The organism is Bacillus haikouensis (assembly GCF_013179555.1).
Classification (GTDB): domain Bacteria; phylum Bacillota; class Bacilli; order Bacillales; family Bacillaceae_B; genus Rossellomorea; species Rossellomorea haikouensis_A.
In genome coordinates this window covers 1-2,207 of sequence record NZ_JABMCR010000459.1, presented here as the reverse complement: position 1 = coordinate 2,207, position 2,207 = coordinate 1, and the positions used below count along the sequence as shown (strand labels likewise).

Below are 2,207 nucleotides of genomic sequence, written 5' to 3'. Positions count from 1 at the left end.
AGGCGGTATTCGCTGTGAGAAATTCTCCGGCTGGTTATTGAAAGAAGGCTTCGAGGATGTCGCACAGCTTCACGGCGGGATTGTCACGTATGGACAGGATCCTGAAGTGCAGGGTGACCTGTGGGACGGACAGCTTTACGTATTTGATGAGCGTATTGCCGTGCCGGTCAACAAAAAAGAGCATGTAGTGGTCGGGAAAGACTATTATGACGGAGAGCCATGTGAGCGCTACGTAAACTGTGCCCATCCGCCATGTAATAAGAAAATTCTTTGCTCAGAAGAAAACGAGCATAAATATATGAGAAGCTGCTCTGACGAGTGCCGCAGAAGCGAAGAGAACCGTTACATCATTGAACACGGTTTGAATGAGGAAGAAGTGGCAGAGCGGCTGGCAGTGATTGAGGTAGAAAAACAAACAGTATAATGAAGAAAGAACTGGTCACTCGGCCAGTTCTTTTTTTCGTTTACTTAAACATCGATAGATCAACCATCTCTGCCATTTTCTTATATCCGTCATCATTGGGATGCAGATGGTCGCCTGCGTCGAATTCGGGAAGGTATCGTTCAGGGTCGTCCGGATCCCTCAGTGCCTGATCAAAGTCGATGATTCCATCGAATGCCTCACTGGATCGGATCCAGTCATTGACTTCCTGGCGTGTTTTTTCCCCCTCGGGAGTAAACATCCCCGATCCTTTGTATGGAGTCAGGGTCCCGCCGTAGATTTCCAGTCCCTGACCATGCGCCGCATCAATGATCTCTTTCATTTTCCCGATTATATCCTCAGAACTGTACTCCGGATGATGCCGGATATCGTTTAGACCTTGATGAAGGATGACTGCTTTTACGGCTGTTTGGTCAAAGACATCCCTCTTGAGCCGATTCCCCGCACTTTCTCCTTTGTCCGGGGTGCTTTCTATCAATTTATTGGCAGAGATACCTGCATTCAAGACAGACATCGGGGTGTCTGAGTCTTCCATGCGCTCCGCAAGATAATCCGGCCAGCGATGATTGGCATCCGAAGTGGAATGATTGCCATTTGCTATTGAACTTCCCAGTACAACAACGGAGCCTTTAACGGAAGAATCAGCCAATACGTCTACACCATCCAGCCAAAACCATGACTTTTCTTTTTGCTGAATAGATGGCCACTCGGCACTGGATGCTTTGTTACCCTCTGTTATATAATTTGTCTGCATCGAGTGGGGGTGCCAGGTTGCCGGCCCGGATTCTTTACGGACATATAGACTGACAGCCAATGGTTTTTCACTGTTTACAACAAAATCAACCGGATCACTTAGTTTCTGTTCACCTGGGGGAATGGTCACCTTTTGTTTTCCATCGAAGGAGATCTTTTTATCTGTGTCCGAAACAATCTCAGCTCCCTTTTTTGAAACCGCAATATGTACTTCTTCAATCGTCAACGGTTCTGACGAGAACGTATTGGATAAACGGACCCTCACCTTTTTTCCATCGATATGCGGCTTGAGAATCATCCGCACGGTCTGATCGTGAAACCCTTTATCGGAAATTCCATCATCAAGGGGGGACTGCACAGATGCGGTCCAAGCACCTACCCAGTTTCCATTCTTCGATTTATCCTTATTTAACGTCTCCCAATCCCATCCAGTGAACACCCCAAAATAAAGAATAGACAGCAGCGCCGCCATGAATAAAATAAACGATAGTCTCTTCATATATTCTGCCCTTTCACTACATGTGGTTTTCGTTTCATATCATTGTTACAGGTTTACCCTTTTCATAACAGAGTCATTCCTACTTTATATTTCTTAGACAAAACACCCACTATTTTGGTTAGTTTTTGTACAAGTAGTATTTTTATCCACCTGCATACAAAACTCAAAAAAGGATATCGAATCTGTAAAAAATCCAGATTCGATATCCTTTCAACTAAGTTTACAAATACACACCCACACCAGGACCAAATGGAATACCCAATAAAGCAAATGCCAATAACAGGATGATCCAAACTGACAGGAAGGCGATGGTATACGGAAGCATGAGTGAGATGAGTGTCCCGAGACCTGCCTTCTTATCGTATTCCCTCATGAAAGCAAGTATCACGATGATATACGGGTTCATCGGTGTAATGATATTTGTTGATGAGTCTGCAATCCTGTAGGCAGCTTGTACGAATGCCGGATTGTACCCCAGAGCAGCGAACATCGGAATAAAGATCGGAGCCTCGA

Annotated in this window: 3 protein-coding genes; 1 reads left to right on the top strand and 2 read right to left on the bottom strand. The window is 45.3% G+C overall.

The window, feature by feature from the left end:
- Positions 1 to 424 (top strand): rhodanese-like domain-containing protein (locus HP456_RS23125; RefSeq protein WP_512698785.1); only part of this gene is annotated, 424 nt, incomplete at its 5' end.
- 40 nt (positions 425 to 464) lie between these two features.
- Here HP456_RS23125 and HP456_RS23120 read toward each other — a convergent pair.
- Complete coding sequence (locus HP456_RS23120; RefSeq protein WP_172255442.1) at positions 465 to 1,694, bottom strand: GDSL-type esterase/lipase family protein; 1,230 nt, start codon at positions 1,692 to 1,694, stop codon at positions 465 to 467.
- Between the two features lie 220 nt (positions 1,695 to 1,914).
- On the bottom strand, positions 1,915 to 2,207 hold a 293-nt coding region (locus HP456_RS23115; protein WP_172255440.1), incomplete at its 5' end, for an AbgT family transporter.